The organism is Mesorhizobium sp. B3-1-9 (assembly GCF_006439595.1).
Classification (GTDB): Bacteria; Pseudomonadota; Alphaproteobacteria; order Rhizobiales; family Rhizobiaceae; genus Mesorhizobium.
On the sequence record NZ_VFTJ01000002.1, the window covers coordinates 269,762 to 287,025 of the forward strand.

Here is a 17,264-nt window from a genome sequence, read left to right on the forward strand (position 1 = left end):
GCCTTTTGTCTTATGCGGCGAGCAGCACCGATCCAGTGCGAGGAGATCGACGGTTCGCTCTAGGCCAAATCCTTCGGCCGAACACAATGCGTCAGGCGCGCGCCGTGGAAGTCGAGGTCCACCCAATCCTCGTCCAGCGTGAACCGCGCGAGCGCCGCCGTCGGGAACTTCGCTTCGATCTTCTTGAAGACAGCCTCATCCGATCCGGCGCCGGCCAGCCGCAGCGCAAAATGCTGCAGGCCGGGATTGTGGCCGATCACCAGCAGGCTCTCCGCCTTGGCCTGCCGCACACGCGCCAGGATGGCGCCGGCCGCCGCCTCGTAGAGTTCCTCGGCAAATTGTGCCGGCACATGCTTGGGAAGTTCGGCCGCGACCAGCCGCCAGGTGTCGCGGGTGCGCAGCGCCGGCGAGACCAGCGCCAGGTCCGGCAGCCAGCCGCGCCGGGCAAGCTCGCGCCCTATCAGCGGCGCCGTCTTCAGCCCGCGTGGCCCGAGCGGCCGATCGAAATCGGCGAGGGAGGGATCGTCCCAGCTCGACTTGGCATGGCGCAGGATAAGCAGCTGTCTCACGGGCATTGATGCCTCTACGGCGTGATCCGCGCCAGCTGTTCGAGGTCTCTCTCCTCGCGCAGCGGATCCGGCGCCATCACCACCGAGGTGGCGTTTTCGGCATCGTCGGCGAAATGGGCAAGCACGGTGTGGCCCTTTTCCATGCGCGCCTTGCCTTCGGCGACAAGCCCCAGCGCCAGCGGGTAGAGCCGGTGCTCGACCTTCAGCACCCGCGCGGCCAGCGTGTCCTCGTTGTCGCCGACCATCACCGGCACGGCGGCCTGCGCGATGATCGGGCCGTCATCCATCTCGGGCGTGACGAAATGCACCGAGCAGCCATGGATGCGCACGCCCGCGCGCAATGCCCGCGCATGCGTGTCCAGCCCCTTGAAGGCCGGCAGCAGGGCAGGGTGGATGTTGACCATGCGCCCCTGCCACTTCTCGACCAGGCCGCGGCCGAGGATCCGCATATAGCCGGCCAGGGCCACGATGTCGGCGCCGAAGCCGACAAGCGCGGCGTCGAGCGCGGCGTCATAGGCATCCTTGCTCGGATGGTCGGCGCGCTGGATGACCTTGGTGGCGATGCCGCGCGACTGGGCGATGCCGAGGCCGGCCGCGTTCGCGCGGTCGGAAATGACGCCGACGATTTCCGCCGGATAGCTTGGATCGGCGGCGGCCGCGATCAGCGCCGTCATGTTGGAGCCGCGTCCCGAGATCAGGACGACCGTGCGTTTCCTGCTCATAGGCCGATCGAGCCCCGATAGATGACGCCGGCGTCGCGGCGCGGCACGATGCGGCCGATCGGCGTCACCGTCTCGCCGGCTTCCTGCAGCACCGCCGCGACCTGCGCCGCCTGGCCGGAGGCGACCGCGAGGATCATGCCGATGCCGCAATTGAAGGTGCGCATCATCTCTTCCGGCGCCACGCCGCCGGTCTTGGCCAGCCATGAGAATACCGGCGGCACGTCGATCGCCTCGAGGTCGAGCTCGGCGGAAAAATCCTTGGGCAGCACGCGCGGGATATTTTCAGGGAAACCGCCGCCGGTGATGTGGGCCAGCGCCTTGATGCCATGCGTGTTGCGGATCGCTTTCAGGATCGACTTCACATAGATGCGCGTCGGTTCGAGCAGCGCCTCGGCGAGGCTGAGCTCCTCGTTGAACGGCGCTGGATCGCTCCAGCCGAGGCCGCTCCCTTCAACGATCCGGCGTACCAGCGAAAAGCCGTTGGAGTGCAGGCCGGACGAGGCAAGGCCGAGCAGCACGTCGCCTTCGACGATGTCGTCGGTCGGCAGCAACTGGCCGCGCTCGGCCGCGCCCACGGCAAAGCCCGCAAGGTCGTAGTCCTTGTCGTGATACATGCCCGGCATTTCGGCGGTCTCGCCGCCGATCAGCGCGCATCCGGCCTGCCGGCAACCTTGCGCGATGCCGCCGACGATCGAAGCGCCCTGGTCCGGGTCGAGCTTGCCGGTGGCGAAATAGTCGAGGAAGAACAGCGGCTCGGCGCCCTGCACGACGATGTCGTTGACGCACATGGCGACGAGATCGATGCCGATCGTGTCGTGCTTGCCGGCGTCGATGGCGATCTTGAGCTTGGTGCCGACGCCGTCATTGGCCGCGACCAGCACCGGATCGGTGAAGCCGGCGGCCTTGAGGTCGAACAGTCCGCCGAAGCCGCCGATCTCGCCATCGGCGCCCGGCCGGCGCGTGGCGCGCACCAGCGGCTTGATCTTCTCGACCATCAAATTGCCGGCATCGATGTCGACGCCAGCCTCGGCGTAGGTGAGCCCGTTCTTGCGCTTGGCCTTATCGCCCTTGCTCATCGTCGGCTCGTCCCTGTTGGTCATTGCGGGCTCTTCGCATGAATGGTTTCGGGGAGCAAGGCGCGAGCGCTAATCTCCCCCCTTGTGGGGGAGATGTCCGGCAGGACAGAGGGGGGCGCTGTCCCGCTGGCATATCAGGGAAATCTCTATTCAACTTTCAGATGCCTGCTGACTGCTGTCCTCGCCAAAATCCAAATGTCGGCATTCCTTCGCGCCCCCCTCTGGCCTGCCGACCATCTCCCCTACGAGGGGGGAGATCAGCAGTTCCGCCCTTGCGCCCACCCGCCATCTCCATCATCTATTCTCCAATAAAAATCACGACGGGACCTCACGTGACCCTTCCCAACATGATCACGATCATGCGGCTGCTGCTCGTGCCCGCGGTGGTGCTCGCCATGCTGCAGACGCGTTGGGACTGGGCCTTCGCCGGATTCCTCGTTGCCGGCATCTCCGACGGCGTCGATGGCTTCATCGCGCGCCGCTGGAACCAGTCGTCCAGCCTCGGCGCCTATCTCGATCCGATCGCCGACAAGCTTCTGCTGGTCTCGGTCTTCGTCGTCATGGGTTTTGCCGGCGAACTGCCGCTTTGGCTGGTGGTGACCATGGTCTCGCGCGACGGGCTCATCGTCTGCGCCGTGCTCTTGTCCAGCGTGATGAGCCATCCGGTCGAGGTGAAGCCGCTCTTCGTGTCGAAGGCCAACACCGCCGCGCAGATCGTGCTGGCGGCGCTCGTGCTGGGCGAACTTGCCTTTTCCGTGCACCTGGACCCGTTGCGGACCGCGCTCATATTGCTGACCGGGGTCTTGACCGTGGCTTCGGCCGCAGCCTATCTCGTGGCCTGGCTAAGGCATATGAGCGGCTATGGCGAAGGCTCCCGGACGAGCAACTCCCAAACCGGCGACATCAAGTCGGGCATCGGCAAGTCGGGCGGCTCCAACACGGGCGCCTGACGGTGAAGCCGCGGTGATCGCGGTCGACGACAGCTCGGGCGGGCTTCGCCGCCAGGTCTTCTTCTGGCTGGCGACGGCGGTCCTGCTGGCGCTGTTCCTCTACATCTTCTCGGGCATCCTCCTGCCTTTTGTCGCCGGCATGGTGCTCGCCTATTTCCTCGACCCAGTCGCCGACCGGCTGCAGCGGCTCGGCCTCTCGCGCCTGATGGCGACCGTGGTGATCCTGATTGCCTTCATCGTTGTGGTGGTGCTGGCCTTGGTCATCCTGGTGCCGGTGCTGGCTACCCAGATGGCCGATTTCGCCCGCAAGCTGCCGGAATATCTCACCCGCCTGCAATCGCTGATCACCAGCTTCGACCCGAAATGGCTGGAGCAGCGTTTCGGCGTCAACGCCGCCGGCCTGCGCGACGGGCTGAATTCGCTGCTGACCTCCGGCTTCAGCCTGCTCACCACCGTCTTCACCTCGATCTGGAGCTCCGGCGTGGCGCTGGTCTCGGTGGTGAGCCTGTTCGTCGTCACCCCGGTCGTCGCCTTTTACATGCTGCTCGACTGGGACCGCATGGTGGCCGAGGTCGACGGCTGGGTGCCGCGCGATCATGTCGAGACGGTGCGCGCGCTTGCTCGCGACATCAACACCGCCACCGCCGGCTTCGTGCGCGGGCAGGGCACGCTCTGCCTGGTGCTCGGCGCCATGTACGCCACGGGCCTGACGCTGACCGGCTTGAACTTCGCCATCCTCATAGGCTTCTTCGCTGGGCTGATCTCCTTCATCCCCTATGTCGGCTCTTTGACCGGGCTGGTGCTCGCCGTCGGCGTCGCCTTCGTCCAGTTCTGGCCGGACTGGACCATGGTGGTCGCCGTGGCCTGCGTGTTCTTCGTCGGCCAGTTCATCGAGGGCAACATCCTGCAGCCGCGGCTGGTCGGCAAAAGCGTCGGCCTGCATCCGGTATGGCTGATGTTCGCGCTGTTTGCCTTCGGCGCGCTGTTCGGCTTCGTCGGCCTTTTGATTGCCGTGCCGGCATCGGCGGCGATTGCCGTGCTGGTGCGCTTCGCCATCGCCCGCTATCTCGAATCGCCGCTTTACAAGGGCCACGCCACCCAGCCCGCGCCGCAATTGCCGGCCGATCGCGGCGGCGGCCATCGCTCGACGCGCGACTGAAATGGCTGCGCAGCCAGCCGACCCGCCGCGCCAGCTGCCGCTCGATCTCGGCCACGGCACCGGCTATTCGCGCGACGAGCTCGTCGTCTCGGGCACCAATGCGCAAGCGGCATCGCTGATCGACCGCTGGCCGGACTGGCCGTCGCCGGTGGTCGTGCTGGCCGGGCCGCCCGGTTCGGGCAAGACGCACCTCGCCCGGATCTGGCAGGAGCGGACGCATGCCGTCGCCATCGACCCCGGCCGGATCGGCGAGCACATTGCCGGGCTCGGCAGCAGGCCGGCGCTCATCGACGACATCGACAAGGCGATGGTCGACGAGCAGGACCTGTTCCACCTGATCAACGCCGTGCGCGGCGCGGGCTCGACGCTGCTTTTGACGGCGCGGCGGTTCCCCTCGGCCTGGCGCGTCGCGCTGCCCGATCTCATCTCGCGGCTGAAGGCGGCGGCGACGGTCGAGATCCACGAGCCCGACGACCTTTTGCTTGCCGGCGTCATCACAAAGCTGTTCGCCGACCGCCAGGTCGAAGTCGAGCCGCATGTGGTGCAATACCTGGTGCGCCGCATCGAGCGTTCGCTCGGCACCGCGATGCGCGTTGTCGAGCGCCTCGATCGCGCCGCCCTCGAGCGCAAGACGCCGATCACCCGCGCCTTGGCCGCCGAGACCGTCAGCGCCATGGACGAGGGGCAGGGCGAGTTCGATATCTGAGGCCTGTCACGCCCATAGTCCGGCCAGATGCCGGGCCAAAAGATAGACTCCCGTGTGCGCCGCCACATAACAGGCGGCGACTAGGATGAAGAACATCAGGCCGGCGGACCGCGACCGGGCTACGCCGCCATTCCTCTTGCTGGGCCGGTTGTTCCAAACCCACAGGGCAGCGCACAGAATTGCCCAGACCACCATCACCGCAACCGTAAAGCCGTAATAGGCCAGATAGGCCGGGCCGATCAGCGACAGCAGAGCCTCGAGAACGGGCATCGAAAATCCCCCTGGTTCGAAGTCTAGACCGGCGACAAAGTTGGAGGCGAGGGATTATTCGAGCCACGGCAGGCGTTTCCGTGATCAACCGTGGGAGCACGCGGCGTAGCCGTCCCATTCCGGAACAGTCTTTCCGGCATCGCTCTTGCAACGCGGACAATGCCGGTTGATCCCGGCCCCGGTCGCGTTCCAGATCGGGTTGTAGGCTCGCCGGGCTCGAGGTGTTGGGGTTCTCGCCCGGCGGGTTTACCGCCGATTCGCCCGCGCCGTTGAATGGCCGCTTGCCCGTGAGCCTGTCCCGCGCCGAGCAGCAAGCTGCCACCATCTATGGCGAGGCCGCATTGACGCGCGTCGTTGAAGAGGGGAGGACCATAGGTCGCGGAGTACCCATGTCAGCTGTCCTGGAAACATCCGCAACGACGATGATGTCGGTGTTGGCGTCCCAATCGTCCCTGTCCTTCCGGCTGTAATGCAGGGACGGCGAGACCGATTTGGTCTAGGAAGGAAGCAATGGTCGGAGTGGCAGGATTTGAACCTGCGACCCCCTGATCCCAAATCAGGTGCGCTACCAGGCTGCGCTACACTCCGACGTCCCGCGGCGTATAGGGGGCGCACGCCCGGAAGGCAACACAAAAACCGAGGTCGGAACTGACGATGCCACTCAGCGTTTCTGGCCGACGATCTTTCTGGCGATCGCAGCGCCCTGGATCCTTGCATTGGCAAAGCAGCCGCGAATGCTCGGCCGCATGCCGGTGAACCAGAGTCCGGGCAGCTTCGGGTCATTCGCGGCGCCGTTGAACAGCGGCACGCCCTTGGCGTCGAGCACGCCGAGCCCGCCCAGCATCGTCTCCAGCCCGGTGCGGTAGCCGGTGGCGGCAATGACGATGTCGGGCGCGATCGTCTGTCCATTGTCCAGCACGACGCCGTCGCGCCTGAATTCGCGCAGCTGCGGCACCACGATGATGCGTCCGGCCTTGATGGCATCGACCGCGCCGTCGTCGGCGGCGATTGCCGTATAGTCGGAGCCGAGCCGGCTGGCGCCGCCCGACGGGGCAGGGGGCAGGCCGAATTTCGTCAGATCCCCGAACACCAGGCGCTGCGTTGCCGCCATGGCCGCGTCCGCGAGCCGTGTCGGCAGGCTTGCCATCACCGGCGAGATGCGATGCACCGCGATCTTGCCGATGCGCTTGGGCAGCAGCGAAGGTCCGTTGCGCGCCGAAAGCCACATCTGGCCCGTCTCGACGCGGGAAAGATGGTTGAGCGCGTCGAAGCCGGAATTGCCGGCGCCGACCACCAGCACCTTCTTGCCGGCATAGTCGCTCGCCTTGCCGAAATCGGCCGAGTGGATGATCGATCCTGAAAAATCCGCCATGCCCGTCCAGGCGGGGATGAAGGGTTGCCGGTCGCGCCCGGTGGCGACCACCACATATCGCGCCGCCTTCAAGCCCGCGCTTGTCCGCAGCAGCCAGTGGTCGCCGCGAAATTCGATCTCGTCGACCTTGACGCCGAAGGCGATCGGCAGCCTGTGCGTCTCGGCGAAATCGTTGAGATGGCGGATGACGGCGCTGCGGTGCGGGAAGGCCGGCGTTCCCGCGGGATAGGAAACGCCCGGCAGCGAAGAAAGATCGCGATGCGTGTTGAGGTGCAGGTTGTCGTGGCGGCGATGCCAGGGCTCGGCCAGCCGTTCCTCGCGTTCCAGGATCTGCATCGTCACGCCGGCCTTGGCCAGCGCATGCGCGGCGGCAAGCCCCGCGGCGCCCGCGCCGATGACAATTGCGCCTTCCAGTATCGCTGGCTCGCCGGCCCCCGACGGCAAGACTTTCGCTTCCGCGCCCATACGTGTCTTTATCGCCGTCATCATGCCTTCAACTGGCACGACCATGTATCTGACATATGCCGCCCACGGGCCAAAAGGAATAGGCCTATGTTGCAAAGACCTCCGGCATTGTGTCGCGGATTTTTGCAAGCGCCGGCTAATGAACCGGGTCGGCGTGGCGATGCACCAGCTTGAACGCGCCGTCCTCCAGCCGGAACACTTCCGTGACCCGCAAGGTCATCTCGGTCGCCTCGCCGTTTCTGCCCATGCGCGCCTTGGCATGCTGCAAGCCACTCCAGAAGGCCAGATCGCCGCTTGCCGACGCCTGCAGCACCTCGAGGTCGGTGTTGCCGCCCTTGTGGAAGCTCGCAGCATCGCGCTCGTAACGGCCGGCAACCGCTTCGGCCCCTTCGAGATGGTCGCCGCGCGGCGAGAAGAACGTCGCCGGCCCGGCACGGGTGACGATCGCTTTCAGCGAGGAGGCGTCGCCATTCACATAATCCCCGGCAATCTTCTCGCGCTGCTTCATGAAGGCATCGAAGGACGAGCCGCCAGGATGCACCGTCCTGATCCAGGTCTCCAGGCTGGCCATGAAATTCTCGAGGAAGGTGGCGGTGTCGGCGTTGGTCACCGCGCCTTTGTCGTCCAACAGTTCCGAGACATTGCCTATATAGGCCTCCGGCTGCTGCATCACCGGCATGTCGAGGAAGACGAAGGTTTGTCTCAGCGCATGGTTGGAGCCGAAGGCGCCGATCTTGCTCGGGCTGACGCTGACGACCCCCGCGGGCAGGCCCTTGAACACGCTCTTGCCCGGCGGCCGCGAGCCGACATCGAGCGCATTCTTCAGACAGCCCGGGATCGAGCGGTTGTATTCCGGGGTGACGAACAGCACCGCGTCGCATTCGCGTATCGCCGCGCGGAAGGCCGACCACGCCGCCGGCGGGCTGTCGCCGTCCAGATCCTCGTTGTAGAGCGGCAACTCGCCGATCTCGATGAAGCGGCAGCGCACCGAATCCGGCGCGCGGGCGGCGAGCGCCTTGGCGATCTTGCGGCTGAAGGATTGGGCGCGCAGGCTGCCGACAAGCACGGCGAGCTGCAGGACGGGGTGTTCGGTTGCATTGGTCATGGCGAACGTCCGCTTCTGATGGATGGTTCACGGGAAGGCTGGCTCCGGCCCGCCGCCCGACCTTTCGATAATGTCGCCGGCGCGGCGAGGTTCCCAGCGCCGTGGGAACGCAGGGGCGCTTGCGGCCTTGCCGCCGCGCCGATTGCACAGTAATGACGGATTGGCGTGAAATCGGGGCTTCCGTAGAATCCCCGGAGGCGCTGAACGAGGTGCCCGGTCTTCGGGCGGCAAAGAGGTGGTCATGTCCGCGCGCATTTTCAGTCCAGCCAAAACCGCGATGCAGTCCGGCAAGGCCAAGACCGGACATTGGGTGCTGGAATTCGATCCCGCCCAACGCAAGAAGATCGATCCGCTGATGGGCTACACCACCTCGGGTGACATGCTGAGCCAGGTGAAGCTCACCTTCGACACGAAGGAAGAGGCCATGGCTTATGCCGAGAAGGAAAAGATCGCCTATCGCGTCGAAGAGCCGAAGGAAGCCAAGCGCCGGCAGATTTCCTATTCGGACAATTTCCGCTATGACCGCAGGACGCCCTGGACGCACTGACTTCCCGAGTCTTGCCTCGCCTTGGCGCAGCGCGCATCAGCCGGCCCGGCCGGCCGACGGTCCCGTAGCTCAGCTGGATAGAGCACCGGCCTTCTAAGCCGATGGTCGCAGGTTCGAATCCTGCCGGGATCGCCAGTTTATTCAACGGCTTACGGGACTTGGCTGACTCTGGATCCAACCTTCGCCAACGGCTCGGTCGCGAAAAACCTCGTCAGAAATCACTCACCGTCTGCCCGGCCGGGCCGCCGAGATAAGTGTTCCACACATAATCCCGAAGCATTTCCCGGTGCTCCTCCGTTCGGTGGTGGTAACCCGGTCTTTCGGGGTACGACACACCGGCGAGGTGAAAGAAGGCGCCGTCGATGAACTCGTGGTGCCCGACCGCGCCGGCCATGGTCATCGGGCTTTCACGCACCAATGCGACGGCCACATCCTTGTCGGCGTCCAACTTAGAATAAAAGAGCGCCCAATTTGCGCCTCCAGTATCCAAGCCGAGATTGAGGCGGGGTTCGAAGTTCAGCTTATGGCCAGCTACGGCCGAGAACCGGTAGAAGCAAAAGCCCGCCCACAGGTTCCAGTGCCGATCTCCCGGCTTTGGCTTGTAGATGTGGTTTTCCCCCGGAAGGAATTTCTTCCCGTAGGCCGCCTTGTCTTCCAGCTTGGACGGAATATCGAAGGGGGCGACCGGGAAGCAGTCGTGATCGATGAAGCCGAACAGCTCCGGTTTCAAATGCCTCACGATATTGTTGAATGCCCACGTGATCGCCGATCCGTGCGATCTCGACAGATGCTTCTCAATCCGCATCGGCAGCGCGAGATAGGGGACGTCCCGAATTCGGCAGATGCGGGCAATGGCCTCCCTGGCCTCAGGTTTTGTCGAATTGTCGACGACCACCAGCGTCATTCCCGGCGGCTGGATTTCCCACGCCTTCGTCAAGGCGTCGATCACCCACGGCGTATTGAAAGCGATCGTAATGCAAACGCGCGATACGCTTGCGTCTTGTAACTGCTTGGCGAGCAGGTGCCCGGATGCCCGTCCTCGACTTTCGAAATTCTTATAGACGAATTGGTTGCGAAGCATCTTGGCCTGGATGACGGCCTGGCTTCTGCTTAGTCTGTCCACGATTGGTTTGAATGCCAAGGCTGCCTCTCGAAGCGGCAAACCCCCCGATACTCCCTTTGCTTGGCAGCGTAAGAAAAATCAAGCAGCCTGAAGATTTCATCGGGCGGGCAACCCGGCCTCAAATTGACTATCGACACCCATTGATACGAACTCGGGATCGCCAGCGCACCGGCGACGATCTGACGACAGCAAACTAAAACGACCACCTCCGCCGCTGGCGCCAAAGGTCTACGGGGGATCGCCATAGGCGATACCAACCGGCTCTCCTAATTTGCTCGGCAATTGGATAGTCGCCGTACATCTTGAAGAACTGCAGCACGCGTGGGCTGGCGAAGGCCTTCTTGCCTCGAGTGTTGTAGTCGCTGACCGGAAGGTGGTGTCGGCTGAGAGCCAGGCCTTTTCGAGAAAGCGCGACACCGATGCAAAACTGTTCGGGTGCGTCTGTATTGGTCAATTCGCGTACTGCCAGCATCGCGGAATAGGCTTCGGTCAATGCACCGACATTGGCTCGATGAATGCCAAGGATTCCACTTTGCCACATCGGTTCGTGCCCAGTCAGGGTATAGTCTGCGATTTTGACGCCTTTGCCTGTAAGAACCGGGTAAAGCCGATGCTCGCCCTCGCACTTACGCATGAATGAACGAGTCGGCGAAATCTGTCGGAACCCTCTGGATGGATCGACATAAGGGTAATGGTCCGAGTCCATGAAGATCAGGCGGTCGGCTTGCTTCAGGATTTCGATGAGGAACGCGGCCTTGATGCCGAAATGATAACGCCAGCCGAAAGACATCAACTCTTTCTGCTCGGCGGTTATAGCAATCGTCTCGACGGGGTATCCGCGAAAAAGCTCGGGCCTGTCGGTTGCAACGATTATTCTGGCGCCTAGGCAATTGTGCAAAAGCTTAAGTGCGCTCAGCAATGCGCCAAAGTGATAAACCTCGTTATCGCCATAAGCGATATAACCAAAAACGTCGTTCATTCGATCAATGGGAGAAGTGCCGGGGACCTCCCACTACCAACACGCGCTACCGCAATCCACTCAAAACTTTCCTGATGTCGGTGCGCTTTCGGGTGGGCCGCTCCCTTGCGCCGCCCAAAGTTCCCGGTTGATGGTTCCGCCGGTCCGGGGCTATGTCGCATGAGCGTTGGGGAAGAGATCTGAATGTCGGCGCTTTCCAAATGGCTGAGGGACATGCGCTCCAAGTTGCCGGAGCATGTAACGGTTGGCCGTCACACCTACGGCGTGACATGGCGAAAGGTTCTGTTCCCCTTGAAGGATGCTCCGCTGCAAGTCGGAGCCTTCTGCTCGGTTGCCGGTCGAGTGCTTTTCATTTGCTCTGGCCAGCATCCAACCGACAGCGCAACATCATTCCCGATCTACAGCCGATTGCTGAAGCAGCCCGAGCCGATCGTTAATGGCGGCAAACCGGCCGGCATCACCGTCGGCAATGATGTCTGGATCGGCAACGGCGCGATGATACTGCCGGGAGTGGAGATCGGCGATGGCGCGATTGTCGGCGCCGGAGCCGTCGTCATCAAAAAAGTGCCGCCCTACGCGATCGTCGGCGGGTCTCCGGCCACCCTGATCAGGTATCGATTCCCGGAGGAGACCATATCGAAGCTTCTGGCGATCCAATGGTGGCGCTGGGACGATGACAAGATCAAGAGCGAGGCGGCCTCGCTCACCGGCCCGATCGAGGCTTTCGTCGAGAAGCATTTTGTGGCAGGCACCGCGGCGAAATAAGGGTTGCGGTGGCGAATGACCAAATCGTGTTTCTTCCTGGCCACGGACGCCGAATACTTTCCATATGCCTGCCTGGCGGCGCGTCGGATAATCGATGTCTCGACACCGGTCGACGGCTTTCTGCTCTACACCGGTGCGAGCGAACCGGACCTAGACGTCGCCCGCCATCTGCTGAAAGGCAAGGTCGAGCTGGTCGATGTCACGGACTTCATGACGAATTTCGGCTTTCGCTTCGGAACATACAGCATTGCCGCTTACGTTCGGCTTTTCGCCGACCAGTTTCCGGTTTTCGAGCTGTACGATCGCATCGCATACACAGACTGCGACGTCCTCTTCAACAGGGACATCAGCGACTTGGTCGGGCAACCGCTGCGCGCCCCGCTGCTCGCCGCGCATGACGACTACATGTATTTCAGGCCTTCATACCGGCAAAAGCTCAAGCTGGCGCCCGGCGCGCCTTATTTCAATTCCGGTGTGGTCGTCTTCGATATGAACGATGTCCGGGAGAAGGCCCTGCTGGAGCGGACGCGAAAGACCGCCATTGATGGCAAGATGAATGACCAAAATGCTCTGAACGTCGCCTTCGAGGGCAAATGGCAGACGATGCACCCAAACTGGAATCTGCAATCGCTCGGAACGAGGGAATTCCGCTTCTCGCAGGCCTGGGCCAGGCATTTCGCGGGCGGCAAGCCGTGGGGCAATCAGGTCGGGGTCGAACTCGAAGCGCTGGGCATCTGGCGCGACCTGGCAAAGGACACGCCCTGGCAAAAGCCGTTCGAGCAGCGCATACCATTCGAGCGCGGGGTGATGAAGCGCTTCGTCCGCCGCTTCGATGCTGTTGCGGGCCTTTTCGGCAAGGACGTGCAACGCCGCCGGGCCAAGTATGACGGCACGAAGATGCATCGGATCTACGCCCGGCAGGCGGATGAAGGAGCGATGGCGGTCCAGTTTCCGGAAGTGCTTGGCGGATTCGCCTGATCGGGTCGCGCAAGCCTGGTTTCGCCTCCGCCGCTGTGGATAGTAACCACCCGGTTGCCACGCGCCGGCGCTTGCGTTGCAGCCCGGCATCCGACTCGCCGACATGGAAGGGCCTGAACCCGTCAGGCCCCGAAGCCCAGCGGCCGTCGTTTTCATGTGCCCCAGGGGATGCGTGCTTGAACGTGTTCCGGAGTATGCGTCGGCCGTCGCTTCGCCCTCATGGAAAACAAAAGCCCGCCACGGCAATGGGAAACCGCGACGGGCTTGGCGGCGTCCCCGGTAGGACGCCATGGGAAATCGAGGCTACGCCAGCAGGCCGGCGACCTTGGCCGCCTTGCGCAGTGTCTTGCGGGCTTCCACCGGGCTGCGCAGACCGTCGAGCGCATCGCGGCAGACACGGCTTGCCGAGCGCCAGGCGCCGTCGCGCGCCTGTCCCGGCCAGCGTTGGTCGAGGCATTCCATCGCTTCGAAACAGCTTGATACCTTGCGCTGGCCGTTTGGCTGGAAATCGATCACGACCGGTTCGGAAAACCAGACATCGTTCATCACTTCCTCCGTTCTTATGATCGTATTTTGGGCAAGCAAGCGACGCCGGATGGCGTCGATGCAGGCCGAGGGCGATTGCCGACCCGCGCGTTAACCAATCACCGCGCATTAGGTTCCGAAGAATTTCAAACCGACGATTGGCAGCGTCCGGACGGGTCCATGGGCCGGCGGATACGCGATCCGGACGGCTGAAAAATCGCGTGACCAAAGTCACTGCCGCGCCCTCGCGGACGGCGCTAATGAATCCGGCAGGCTGATGAAAACGCGGGAAGACCTCTCATGCTTATCGCCGTGCTCGCATCCACCATGACCGTCGCCACCTTGATGGCGACCGCATTCGGACTCTACGAGGAAATGCGGCTGAGCCGTGCCCGCGCTGAAACTGATCGTTTACGCGCGTTTGGAATGGCGCGTCGGTTTTCCGTCAAGTCGCGCGATCGATAGGCCCGACGCCGCCAGGCATGTTCACTCCGCTTCAGCTGGCCATGTGCATCTTTCGGGCCGGAATCCTGCTTTCTCCGGCGGTGTTCGCGGTGCTGGTGCTCTTGTGGCTTTACTATCGATAGGCGGGCTTGTGGAACGCCGGTCCGCTCTATTCCACCAGCACATGCGCCTCGCGCGCGGCGACAACAAAGGCCTCCCTGGCATTGTCCGCCGCGACGTCGCCGCGGATCGCCCGGCGGCACGCGCGCAGCGCCGCGCCGTGCGGCGCGCTGCCGGCATCGCGCCATTGGCCGGTCAGCAGTTCGACAGCCTGCTCGGCGTTGGATATGTGGCGGATCGAGCCGGAAACGCCGACGGCGACTTCGACCGGCCTCGAAAACCATCCTTGGATCATCGCCAACCTCCCGAAAAATGTCGGAGAACGATATTTTACCGTAGAGTTGCCCCGCGAAACGTCAACTTAACGTGAAGCCGTCTCACCGGTGCGGCACGCGCTGCTCACCGTCCAAGCGGCCTTCGCGAAAGCTCCATCAGTTCCGCCTCGTCGGTGATGCCCGCCATGTAATTGGCGAGGATGCGCGAGGCGCGCGCCTCCTTCTGCTCGGCGGTCTCGCCCTCGACATTGCCGTTTTCGTAGACACGGCCGAGCATGGCCGTCTCGTCGGGGGTGAATGTGTTGCGTACGACGGACATGGCTTCCTCCTACAGCCCGGTCCCCTTTGCCCGGCTAATATTAGCACGCTTCGAGATTGGGAGTGAGTCGCGGCAACATCGTGGCCGAGGTCTCTTCGACCGGTCACGCCGGCTGCGGTGCTTGCGTGCCCGCGGTTGGCCATTGCTTTGCCGGCCTCGTTATATTCTTGCCGAATGAGCGCTTCGCTGATACGCATTAGCAGCGTGGAATTTTTCCGAGTCTGCATTGACTTGCGCCCAGAAAAGCACCGCGCGTTCTGTCCGAGACCAACAACCCCGACGTGGTGGCAACCGGGTTACGAAGGGGTTCTGGTTGAAAAGAAGCAGGGCAGGTCCCGTGTCCAAATCGGGGCATGCTCACCAACGCTCTGGAACTCTGAAGCCATCGCCCCCATGGCCTTCGGAAGAGCATGAACCACGGGGAAATCGATGGTCACCAAGAAACTTACCGCCAACGCAGAAAGCGCGGCAGCCTTTCTCGCGGTGATGGGCAACGAGAAGCGTCTGCTCATCATGAACTACCTGGCCGAGGGCGAACTCTCTGTCGGCGTGCTCGCTGACAAAGTCGAACTCAGCCAATCGGCGCTGTCGCAACACCTGGCCAAACTGCGCAGGTTTGGCCTGGTCGAAACCCGCCGCGATCGTCAGATGGTCTATTACTCCTGCAAGTCTTCGGCAGCGCGCGAACTCCTGGCGCTGCTCGATGGCCTGCTGGCCATGGACAAGCCGCTTGCCGGACCGGCAAGGCAGGCCTTTGTCGAGAGGATGCGGCGGCCGCAGGCCGCCTGAACTGCCTGCACGCACGGACGAGGCCGGGGGGCCTTCGTCCGGTGCGGCGCCTCGATGGCGTGGACGAGAATAGACGGCAATGCGACAGGCAAAGCGCTGGTTTGCGTTTTGCCGGTTTGTTGTAGTCTTACGAATTCTTAATTTAGCGGCCACAAGTCTGCCGGCAAAGCGTCCGAAACGGGAAGACCTGTCAAAAGGAGCCCTTCGGAATGGCCCTCGCCATGACCTACACGTCCACCCAGAAGTTCCTTCACTGGACACTATTCGCGCTCGTCGTCCTGCTCTACGCCCTGACCTATGGTGACGCTTTTTATTCTCGCGGGGATCCTGCGGTCGCATTCTTCTGGCGGTTGCACATTTCGTTCGGCCTTCTCCTGGCCGCGCTCGTGTTCTGGCGGGTGGTGCTGCGCGGCCTTAGGGGCGCGCCTGGCCTTCCGTCGGAAATGCCCGCTGCCGAGCAGGCAGCGGCGAAGATCGGGCATTTCATTCTCTATGCCCTGCTCATCGCCATCCCCGTCCTCGGGATTCTGTTGACCTGGTTCCGGGGCGACGCGTTGAGCTTCTTCGGCCTGTTTACGATTCCCGCACCCTTCGCCCCGGACAGGGCGACCGCACGCACTATTCGCGAGCTTCATTCGCTCTGCGCGAACGGCATATTGATCATGGCCGGCTTGCACGCCATGGCTGCGCTTTATCACCACTTCATTCGCCGGGACACGGTGCTGACCAGAATGTTGCCGCGGAATCGGTAGTCAGCCGGTTTCCGCTCCATCACTTTTGATTGAAGGCGCCGTGACGGCGCGATCGCGGACGCTCGCAAGACTATGATAACGTGCCTCTTTTTGTTGGTGTCGCCTGATCCTGCCGGGCCGAAGATTACAGATTTGTAAGTCGCCGGGCCGGGCGCTGTTGGCTAAATTTCGAGTCGATCCACACCCCCGGATCATGACGGCGCCGAGCTTCCACTTCGGCTCCGTAAGAGGCCCGCCGCTCCCGGCGGGCCTCTTTCGTTTTGCGGTCCCGTGCCTTGCCGCGCTCACCAAGGGCGATCACCGGCTTGGTGTCGTCGGGAAGCTCCCGACTGGCAATGTGGACTCTCGATACCCCGTCGCCTATCGTCTCGCCTGGTTCACATTGCGCAATGGTCCCAGCCGGGCTCCTGATCCGCGAAGCGCCGGGCGGCGTGGCATTTTTTGATCTTCGGTGCTGTCGATGTTCGATACGCAAAAAGCCAAGGCCGCTTCGCGCCTGTTGGTGGCCCACTGGGACAATGGCACCCGTCTCGATGCGATACCCGAGACGGTGCGGCCGCAAACGCGCTCGGAAGGCTATGCCGTCCAATCCCATGTGATGGACCGCTCGGCGGCTCCGCTTTTCGGCTGGAAAATAGCCGCCACCAGCTTGGCCGGGCAAAGGCATATCAACGTCGACGGTCCGATGGCGGGGCGCCTGCTGGCCGAGAAGGCGGTCGATGTCGGCGGAGCCGTTTCGCTGGCGACGAGCAGGATGCGCGTGACCGAGATCGAATTCGCCTTTCGCTTCGGCCGCGAGATGCAGCCGCGCGCCGAGCCCTATGAGATCGCCGAGGTGATGGATGCCGTGGCGACCCTGCACCCGGCGATCGAAATACCGGACTCGCGATACGACGATTTCTGCGCGGTCGGCGCGGCGCAGCTCATCGCGGACAATGCCTGCGCCAATCTGTTCGTCATCGGCGAGGCCGTGGAGGACGATTGGCGCGATGTGGATCTGGCAAAGCACCCGGTGGTCGGGTTCGTCGCCGGGAAGTCGCGCCATGACGGATCGGGGGCGGCCGTGCTGGGTGACCCCCGGATTGCCCTTCAATGGATCGTCAACGAATTGTCGGGCCTGGGCATAGCGCTCGAGCCGGGGCAGGTGGTGATAACCGGCACCTGCGTCAAGCCGATAGAAGTCGAGCCCGGCGATGAAGTCACCGGCGATTTGGGCAGGTTCGGCCGTGTCTCGGTCAGGTTTGTCTGATCGGG

Annotated in this window: 21 protein-coding genes and 2 tRNA genes; 11 read left to right on the forward strand and 12 right to left on the reverse strand. The window is 63.3% G+C overall.

Features of this window, described 5'->3' with window-relative positions; genetic code table 11:
* Positions 1-59: 59 nt before the first annotated feature.
* The 3 genes from FJW07_RS04710 to purM are packed head-to-tail and all read right to left on the reverse strand — an operon-like array spanning position 60 to position 2,367.
* Entirely contained in the window at positions 60-575 is a 516-nt protein-coding gene (locus FJW07_RS04710; protein ID WP_140854779.1) for a histidine phosphatase family protein, read from the reverse strand.
* Between the two features lie 8 nt (positions 576-583).
* Positions 584-1,291 carry a phosphoribosylglycinamide formyltransferase gene (gene purN, locus FJW07_RS04715; protein WP_140854781.1) on the reverse strand — a complete coding sequence of 236 codons (708 nt, stop codon included), beginning with the start codon at positions 1,289-1,291 and terminating at the stop codon, positions 584-586.
* A complete protein-coding gene (gene purM, locus FJW07_RS04720) occupies positions 1,288-2,367 on the reverse strand; it encodes a phosphoribosylformylglycinamidine cyclo-ligase (RefSeq protein WP_140855157.1) in 1,080 nt (359 codons plus the stop codon). The genes purN and purM overlap by 4 nt, the downstream gene beginning before the upstream one ends.
* Positions 2,368-2,699: 332 nt before the next feature.
* On the opposite strand from purM, the gene FJW07_RS04725 reads away from it, so the two are divergent.
* From FJW07_RS04725 to hdaA, 3 genes are read left to right on the forward strand one after another with little or no spacing between them, the layout of a single operon-like run.
* Positions 2,700-3,317, forward strand: coding sequence for a CDP-alcohol phosphatidyltransferase family protein (locus FJW07_RS04725; protein ID WP_140854783.1), 618 nt, complete (start codon positions 2,700-2,702; stop codon positions 3,315-3,317).
* Positions 3,318-3,330: 13 nt separating this feature from the next.
* Positions 3,331-4,476: an AI-2E family transporter gene (locus tag FJW07_RS04730; protein WP_140854785.1), complete on the forward strand. Its 1,146-nt coding sequence runs from the start codon at positions 3,331-3,333 to the stop codon at positions 4,474-4,476.
* A gap of 1 nt (position 4,477) precedes the next feature.
* A complete protein-coding gene (gene hdaA / locus FJW07_RS04735) occupies positions 4,478-5,182 on the forward strand; it encodes a DnaA regulatory inactivator HdaA (protein WP_140854787.1) in 705 nt (234 codons plus the stop codon).
* 6 nt (positions 5,183-5,188) lie between these two features.
* Here the strand turns inward: hdaA and FJW07_RS04740 are convergent, their stop codons facing one another.
* The 4 genes from FJW07_RS04740 to FJW07_RS32245 form a co-directional block, all read right to left on the reverse strand.
* The gene (locus FJW07_RS04740) at positions 5,189-5,452 is read right to left on the reverse strand and encodes a hypothetical protein (RefSeq protein WP_140703318.1); all 264 of its coding nucleotides are present in this window, start codon (positions 5,450-5,452) and stop codon (positions 5,189-5,191) included.
* A 511-nt stretch (positions 5,453-5,963) separates the two neighbouring features.
* Positions 5,964-6,040: transfer RNA gene (locus tag FJW07_RS04745), tRNA-Pro, on the reverse strand.
* Positions 6,041-6,113: 73 nt separating this feature from the next.
* Positions 6,114-7,289 (reverse strand): NAD(P)/FAD-dependent oxidoreductase, encoded by a 1,176-nt coding sequence (locus FJW07_RS04750; protein WP_140855160.1) that lies wholly within the window; start codon positions 7,287-7,289, stop codon positions 6,114-6,116.
* Between the two features lie 136 nt (positions 7,290-7,425).
* Positions 7,426-8,394, reverse strand: coding sequence for an NAD(P)H-dependent oxidoreductase (locus FJW07_RS32245; RefSeq protein ID WP_140651898.1), 969 nt, complete (start codon positions 8,392-8,394; stop codon positions 7,426-7,428).
* 241 nt (positions 8,395-8,635) lie between these two features.
* Here FJW07_RS32245 and FJW07_RS04760 point away from each other — a divergent pair, with 241 nt between their 5' ends.
* Together FJW07_RS04760 and FJW07_RS04765 are read left to right on the forward strand one after the other, a co-directional pair.
* Positions 8,636-8,941 (forward strand): ETC complex I subunit, encoded by a 306-nt coding sequence (locus FJW07_RS04760; RefSeq protein WP_140645008.1) that lies wholly within the window; start codon positions 8,636-8,638, stop codon positions 8,939-8,941.
* A 58-nt stretch (positions 8,942-8,999) separates the two neighbouring features.
* Positions 9,000-9,076: transfer RNA gene (locus tag FJW07_RS04765), tRNA-Arg, on the forward strand.
* Positions 9,077-9,152: 76 nt separating this feature from the next.
* On the opposite strand, the gene FJW07_RS04770 is transcribed toward FJW07_RS04765, so the two are convergent.
* Both FJW07_RS04770 and FJW07_RS04775 read right to left on the reverse strand, forming a co-directional pair.
* Positions 9,153-10,082, reverse strand: a complete 930-nt coding sequence (locus tag FJW07_RS04770; RefSeq protein ID WP_140645007.1) for a hypothetical protein — start codon at positions 10,080-10,082, stop codon at positions 9,153-9,155.
* A gap of 175 nt (positions 10,083-10,257) precedes the next feature.
* Positions 10,258-11,043: a hypothetical protein gene (locus FJW07_RS04775; RefSeq protein WP_140645006.1), complete on the reverse strand. Its 786-nt coding sequence runs from the start codon at positions 11,041-11,043 to the stop codon at positions 10,258-10,260.
* Between the two features lie 291 nt (positions 11,044-11,334).
* Between FJW07_RS04775 and FJW07_RS32250 the strand changes: the two genes are divergently transcribed.
* Positions 11,335-11,808, forward strand: coding sequence for a CatB-related O-acetyltransferase (locus FJW07_RS32250; RefSeq protein WP_281405324.1), 474 nt, complete (start codon positions 11,335-11,337; stop codon positions 11,806-11,808).
* 3 nt (positions 11,809-11,811) lie between these two features.
* Positions 11,812-12,786, forward strand: coding sequence for a glycosyltransferase (locus FJW07_RS04785; protein ID WP_140854789.1), 975 nt, complete (start codon positions 11,812-11,814; stop codon positions 12,784-12,786).
* A gap of 303 nt (positions 12,787-13,089) precedes the next feature.
* Here FJW07_RS04785 and FJW07_RS04790 read toward each other — a convergent pair whose 3' ends face one another.
* A complete protein-coding gene (locus FJW07_RS04790; protein ID WP_095816412.1) occupies positions 13,090-13,332 on the reverse strand; it encodes a DUF982 domain-containing protein in 243 nt (80 codons plus the stop codon).
* A gap of 279 nt (positions 13,333-13,611) precedes the next feature.
* Here FJW07_RS04790 and FJW07_RS31590 point away from each other — a divergent pair, with 279 nt between their 5' ends.
* Positions 13,612-13,776, forward strand: coding sequence for a hypothetical protein (locus FJW07_RS31590; RefSeq protein WP_181182564.1), 165 nt, complete (start codon positions 13,612-13,614; stop codon positions 13,774-13,776).
* 148 nt (positions 13,777-13,924) lie between these two features.
* Here the strand turns inward: FJW07_RS31590 and FJW07_RS04795 are convergent, their stop codons facing one another.
* Positions 13,925-14,170: a DUF982 domain-containing protein gene (locus FJW07_RS04795; protein ID WP_140645004.1), complete on the reverse strand. Its 246-nt coding sequence runs from the start codon at positions 14,168-14,170 to the stop codon at positions 13,925-13,927.
* A 104-nt stretch (positions 14,171-14,274) separates the two neighbouring features.
* Positions 14,275-14,469 (reverse strand): hypothetical protein, encoded by a 195-nt coding sequence (locus FJW07_RS04800; protein WP_140645003.1) that lies wholly within the window; start codon positions 14,467-14,469, stop codon positions 14,275-14,277.
* Positions 14,470-14,898: 429 nt separating this feature from the next.
* Between FJW07_RS04800 and FJW07_RS04805 the strand changes: the two genes are divergently transcribed.
* The 3 genes from FJW07_RS04805 (at position 14,899) to FJW07_RS04815 (ending at position 17,259) form a co-directional block, all read left to right on the forward strand.
* Complete coding sequence (locus tag FJW07_RS04805) at positions 14,899-15,258, forward strand: metalloregulator ArsR/SmtB family transcription factor (RefSeq protein ID WP_040988334.1); 360 nt, start codon at positions 14,899-14,901, stop codon at positions 15,256-15,258.
* Between the two features lie 209 nt (positions 15,259-15,467).
* Positions 15,468-16,010 (forward strand): cytochrome b, encoded by a 543-nt coding sequence (locus FJW07_RS04810; RefSeq protein WP_140785147.1) that lies wholly within the window; start codon positions 15,468-15,470, stop codon positions 16,008-16,010.
* Positions 16,011-16,470: 460 nt separating this feature from the next.
* The gene (locus FJW07_RS04815; protein WP_140854791.1) at positions 16,471-17,259 is read left to right on the forward strand and encodes a fumarylacetoacetate hydrolase family protein; all 789 of its coding nucleotides are present in this window, start codon (positions 16,471-16,473) and stop codon (positions 17,257-17,259) included.
* Positions 17,260-17,264 lie beyond the last annotated feature (5 nt).